Source organism: Bradyrhizobium sp. (assembly GCF_016462955.1).
Classification (GTDB): domain Bacteria; phylum Pseudomonadota; class Alphaproteobacteria; order Rhizobiales; family Xanthobacteraceae; genus Bradyrhizobium.
This window is the reverse complement of sequence record NZ_JAEMSD010000452.1, coordinates 1-5,611: the sequence shown is the minus strand read 5'-3', so window position 1 is coordinate 5,611 and position 5,611 is coordinate 1. Positions and strand designations below refer to the sequence as shown.

5 protein-coding genes and 1 pseudogene are annotated in these 5,611 nt (G+C 63.5%); 5 read left to right on the top strand and 1 reads right to left on the bottom strand.

From position 1 onward, the window contains the following. Positions 1 to 214: 214 nt before the first annotated feature. Positions 215 to 418 carry a hypothetical protein gene (locus tag JHD07_RS31400; protein ID WP_025036625.1) on the bottom strand — a complete coding sequence of 68 codons (204 nt, stop codon included), beginning with the start codon at positions 416 to 418 and terminating at the stop codon, positions 215 to 217. A 376-nt stretch (positions 419 to 794) separates the two neighbouring features. Here JHD07_RS31400 and JHD07_RS31395 point away from each other — a divergent pair, with 376 nt between their 5' ends. The 5 genes and pseudogenes from JHD07_RS31395 to JHD07_RS31375 form a co-directional block, all read left to right on the top strand. Further along, on the top strand, positions 795 to 3,044 hold the full coding sequence (locus JHD07_RS31395; protein WP_291629207.1) for a TonB-dependent siderophore receptor: 2,250 nt from the start codon (positions 795 to 797) through the stop codon (positions 3,042 to 3,044). A gap of 686 nt (positions 3,045 to 3,730) precedes the next feature. After that, positions 3,731 to 4,096, top strand: coding sequence for an NADH-quinone oxidoreductase subunit A (locus JHD07_RS31390; RefSeq protein ID WP_008547797.1), 366 nt, complete (start codon positions 3,731 to 3,733; stop codon positions 4,094 to 4,096). After that, positions 4,087 to 4,674, top strand: coding sequence for an NADH-quinone oxidoreductase subunit B family protein (locus JHD07_RS31385; protein WP_291629204.1), 588 nt, complete (start codon positions 4,087 to 4,089; stop codon positions 4,672 to 4,674). Before JHD07_RS31390 ends, JHD07_RS31385 begins: the two co-directional genes overlap by 10 nt. Before the next feature lie 11 nt (positions 4,675 to 4,685). After that, the gene (locus JHD07_RS31380) at positions 4,686 to 5,297 is read left to right on the top strand and encodes an NADH-quinone oxidoreductase subunit C (protein ID WP_291629202.1); all 612 of its coding nucleotides are present in this window, start codon (positions 4,686 to 4,688) and stop codon (positions 5,295 to 5,297) included. A gap of 2 nt (positions 5,298 to 5,299) precedes the next feature. Continuing rightward, positions 5,300 to 5,611, top strand: a pseudogene (locus JHD07_RS31375) (NADH-quinone oxidoreductase subunit D); the annotation flags it as partial.

Below are 5,611 nucleotides of genomic sequence, written 5' to 3'. Positions count from 1 at the left end.
ACCCGCGACCTCCGGCGTGACAGGCCGGCGCTCTAACCAACTGAGCTACTCCCGCGTGGTTCGCTCGACGCGCGCGGAACGAGGGGGGACTTAAAGGGGGGACATGGTGAAGTCAAGGACGTTGCGCTGGCCCCGGACGTCCTGGCTAAGCATTGCTCTGGAAAACGAAAAGGCCGCCCGGAGGCGGCCAATGGTGAGCTCGGCAGAGGCCGTCTCAGCGAATCTCGGACGTCCCGGCACTCGTCACCACCACCGGCTTGCCGGCCTTGATCACTTGGGTGGATTGGGCGGTCTGGCTGTAATCGGCGTTGGTGCGGGCTGCGATCCCGAAGCCGGCTACGGCAATGCCGGCCACCAGCGCCACCACCACGATCTTCAGGTGGGTCGCACGATCAGCGGAATGGATTGAGTGGTTCATCTGAGCCTCCCGGCGGACTTTGCCGCCGTCTATGGGCTCTTCTTCTAAGGTCCATCTGTTTCCGGATCGTTTCGCGGGTTCCGCAAAATGGTTTCATCTCCCCGGCCAGCGGGCTTCATTCGGACTGGGCCCGATCGGCCCGGTCCGGCGCCTCCGGTCGCCCGATCGCCTTGCGATAATCGCCGCCAAAAGCGCGTCGATCCTGCAGCAACATGCGGACATGTTCGAGCGCTTCTAAGAGTCTTTCTAAGAAGCTTTCAATTAGGGGATTCCCGCGCCCTCACATAAGCGTCATCGCAAGCGCAGGCCGTCTCGGGACAGGCGGCATGACGCAGCGAACATGCAGTTTCGGGGTGGCGCGTTGAACAGTCTTGGAATGCTGCGGTCGGCCGTGTTGGCGACCGCATCCGCCTTGGTCTTGGTGCCGCAGGCATCGCTGGCCCAGTCATCCGCGCAGAGCGGCGCGCAGAGCCTGCCGGCGGTGACCGTCACCGCGCCGGAAGCGCGCAGACGCGCTGCTGCGACCCCGCAGCGCCGCGTTCCGGGATCGTCGGTGCAGACCGCTGCGAGGAGACAGCCACTGCCGCGGCGCGATGTCGGCTTCGTCGAGACGCCGCGCGGCCCGGTGAACGGCTACGTCGCTGGCCGCAGCTCCTCGGGCACCAAGACCAACACGCCGATTATGGAAACACCGCAGTCCGTGTCGGTGATCGGCGCCGAGCAGATCCGCGACCAGAAGCCGATGAAGCTAGACGAAACCCTGCGCTACACCGCGGGCGTGCGGGCAGGGACGTTCGGTGCCGACACGCGCAACGACTGGTGGCTGATCCGCGGCTTCAAGTCCGACGACATCGGACTGTTCCTCGACGGGATGCAGCTGTTCTACACCTCCTACGCGAGCTGGCGGCTGCCGCCGTCCAACATGGAGCGCGTCGAGGTGCTGCGCGGTCCGTCCGCCGTGCTCTATGGCGGATCGAGCCCGAGCGGCATCGTCAACGTCATCAGCAAGATGCCGCCGGCCGAGCCGATCCGTTACATCGAGACCGGCGTCAACAATTTCGGCAACGCCTATGTCGGCTTTGATGTCGGTGGTCCCGTGGCGACGCAGCCCCAGGACGGCAAGCTGTTCTATCGCGTCGTCGGCGAGGTCAGGAACGGCGGCACGCAGGTCGACTTCACGCCCGACAACAATTACTTCATCGCGCCGTCCTTCACCTGGAAACCGGATGCCGACACGTCCTTCACGGTGCTCGCATCGGCCTCGAAGACCGACACCCGCGGCATCAATTTCCTGCCCTATCAGGGCACGGTGACGAACGCGCCCTTCGGCAAGATTCCGACCAGCTTCTTCGTCGGCGATCCCAGCGTCGACAAGTTCACCCGCGAGCAGGAGATGCTCGGTTATCAGTTCGAGCGCAATCTCACCGACGACCTCACGTTCCGGCAGAATGCGCGCTTCGCGCATATCGACCTGACCTATCGCGGCTACATCGGCAACGGCTGGGACAACATCAACACGGCGACGATGGGCCGATATAACTGGTACGCGAAGAACACGGCGAACCAGGCCAATCTCGACAATCAACTGGAATATCGCTTCAACACGGGGCCGGTGCGGCACACCATGCTGTTCGGGCTCGATCTGAAGGGATACCAGATCGACGATTACCAGAACTTCAATTTCAGCACCGTCCCTTCGATCAATGTCTTCAATCCCGCCTATGGTGTCAGCATTCCGCTGACGGGCGCGCCATTCCGCAACTTCCTGATCACGCAGAAGCAGGCGGGCGCCTATCTTCAGGACCAGATGAAGCTCGGCAACTTCACCCTGGTGCTGAGCGGCCGCAATGATTGGGTCGAGACGACGCAGGACGCCCGCGACACCGGCGCGGCCATCGCCAGCCGCGAGGACAGCAAGTTCAGCGGGCGGGCCGGGCTGATCTACAATTTCGACAACGGCATCGCGCCCTACATCTCCTATGCCACGAGCTACAATCCGGTCATCGGTCTCAACGCCACCAACCAGCTCTTTCTCCCGGAGACCGGGCAGCAGACCGAGATCGGCGTGAAGGTCGCGCCAAAAGGATTCGACGGTTATTTTACTGCCTCGGTGTTCGACCTGAAGCGCCAGAACGTGGCGACGACGGCGGGCACGCCGATCTTGCAGAACCAGACCGGCGAGGTGACCTCTCGCGGTATCGAGCTCGAAGCCGTGGCCAATGCCACCAGGGAATTGAAGCTGATCGGGGCCTTCACCGCCTACGACCTCTTCAACAGCCGGGATCTCGATCCGTCGCTGGTCGGCAAGACGCCGACCAACACGCCGCAACTGCTGGTCTCGGGTTGGGCGGACTACACCTTCAAGGATGGTCCGCTCGAAGGGTTCGGCTTCGGCGGCGGCGTCCGCTACGTCGGATCCTCGTGGGCCGACCCTGCCAACACGCTCGAGGTTCCCGCGGTGGTGCTCGGCGATCTCGCGCTTCACTACGAATGGCAGAACTGGCGCACGGCGCTCAACGTGATCAACCTGACCGACAAGATCTACGTCGCGAGCTGTTCATTCCCGACCTCGTGTTTTTACGGTGACCGCCGGCGCGTCACCGCCAGCGTCTCCTACAAATGGTGAGGAGGGGCGAAGGCGATCCTCGGCTCTGCCCACCGGGCGGCCGCTGACCTTCCGCCAGGGGATCGATGAGCTCACGGGCTATGCCCCCCGGCCCGAAGCTCATCCGAGCGCGGCGCGAGCGACCGACCCAGCAGTCGCCCCGCCGCGCTCGCGGCCGTTTTGGAGCCGGCCGCCGACGGCATTCGCTGGACGAGCCCGGGCCCCGTCGTGGCGCATGGCTCGCTGGGCCTCCGCGAGCTGTGGACAGGTGCTCGTTGTTGCCGCTGGCCTGATGCCGCAAGGCCCCTCAATGGTGCCTCGGCGACACGGCCCGGACCCTCGGCGACGCTATGTATCAGCGGGCGGCGGCAAGGCGCCTGCGTGGGTCACCGCCGGGAATTGGATGCGCTGCCGCATCAGGAATGAGGGCTTTGGTCCTGCAAAGCCCGCCCGGTAACCGCCTTGGTGCGAGCGCGACAATGTGAGAGCCACCGGCCTTGCGAGACTGTGACTGCTCTTGCTTGGCCATGGCGATTTGCTCCATACCAGCGGCGGGGTGATTCCGGGATTTTCGCCGCTTTGGGCGCGGCAAAGGGCCTGAAAAGAGCGTGTCTTGCGCCCATTGGTGCACTGCGCTAAGGCTCAGAACAATTCCAAATCGGACGAATCCGTGGCTGTCTTGAGGCTGCGGGAAAAAGGGCTCGCCAATGAGCGGCATTCTTCAGAACTATCTTCCACTCGTCGTTTTTATCGGGGTCGCGGCCCTCATTGGCCTGGTGTTGCTGATCGCGCCCTTCATCGTGGCGTTTCAGCAGCCCGACCCGGAGAAGCTGTCGGCCTACGAATGCGGTTTCAACGCCTTCGACGACGCCCGCATGAAGTTCGACGTCCGCTTCTATCTGGTTGCCATCCTCTTCATCATCTTCGATCTCGAGGTGGCGTTCCTGTTTCCCTGGGCGGTGGCGTTCGGCAAGCTTGGCGCGACCGGCTTCTGGTCCATGGTGGTGTTTCTCGCCGTGCTGACGGTCGGGTTCGCCTATGAATGGAAAAAGGGAGCACTGGAATGGGATTGAACCCTGCACCGTCCACAGGTCCGGTGATCGCTCCGGCTCCCAAGGGCATCCTGGATCCCTCGACCGGTAAGCCGGTCGGGGCCAGTGATCCGTTCTTTCTCGAGGTCAATTCCGAGCTGTCCGACAAGGGCTTCTTCGTGGCGGCGACCGATGACCTCATCACCTGGGCGCGCACCGGCTCGCTGATGTGGATGACCTTCGGCCTTGCCTGCTGCGCGGTCGAGATGATGCAGGTCTCGATGCCGCGCTACGACGTCGAGCGCTTCGGCTTCGCCCCGCGTGCCTCGCCGCGCCAGTCCGACGTGATGATCGTCGCGGGAACGCTGACCAACAAGATGGCGCCGGCGCTGCGCAAGGTCTACGACCAGATGCCGGAGCCGCGCTACGTCATCTCGATGGGTTCCTGCGCCAACGGCGGCGGATACTATCACTATTCCTACTCGGTCGTGCGCGGCTGCGACCGCATCGTGCCGATCGACATCTACGTGCCGGGCTGCCCGCCCACGGCGGAAGCGCTGCTCTACGGCGTGCTGCTGCTGCAGAAGAAGATCCGCCGCACCGGCACCATCGAACGCTAAGGTTTTACGTCATGGACGACGCCAAGCTCGACGCCCTGGGGCAGACGATCGTGAGCGCGCTTCCGGGCGCCGCCACCGGTCATTCGGTGGCCTTCAACCAGCTGACGGTCGATGTCGAGGTCAGCAAGATCGTCGAGGTGGTCAAGTACCTCCGTGACGATCCGGGCTGCCGCTTCGTCAACTTCACCGACATCACCGCCGTGGACTATCCGGATCGCGAGAAGCGCTTCGACGTGATCTACCACTTCCTGTCACCGACCTTGAACGCGCGGATCCGGCTGAAGGCCCAGGCCGACGAGGCCACGCAGGTGCCGTCACTGATCGAAATCTTCCCCGGCGCCGACTGGTTCGAGCGCGAGGCCTACGATCTCTACGGCGTGTTCTTCGTCGGTCATCCCGACATGCGCCGAATCCTCACCGACTACGGTTTCGAGGGCCATCCGCTGCGCAAGGATTTCCCGCTCACCGGCTTCGTCGAAGTCCGCTACGACGACCAGGAGAAGCGGGTGGTGTACGAGCCTGTTAGGCTCAACCAAGAATTCCGCAAGTTCGATTTCCTTTCGCCGTGGGAAGGAGCGGACTATCCGCTGCCGGGCGATGAGAAGGCGGGACCGAAGGCCTGATCATGAACGAGCAACCTGAAAATCTGCGCAACTTCACCATCAACTTTGGACCGCAGCATCCGGCGGCCCACGGTGTGTTGCGTCTCGTGCTCGAACTGGATGGCGAAGTCGTCGCCCGCGTTGACCCCCATATCGGGCTGCTTCACCGCGGCACCGAGAAGCTGATCGAGCAGAAGACCTATCTTCAGGCGATCCCTTATTTCGACCGGCTCGATTACGTCGCGCCGATGAACCAGGAGCATGCGTTCTGCCTCGCGGCGGAAAAGCTGCTCGGCATCACCGTGCCGCGCCGCGGCCAGTTGATCCGCGTGCTT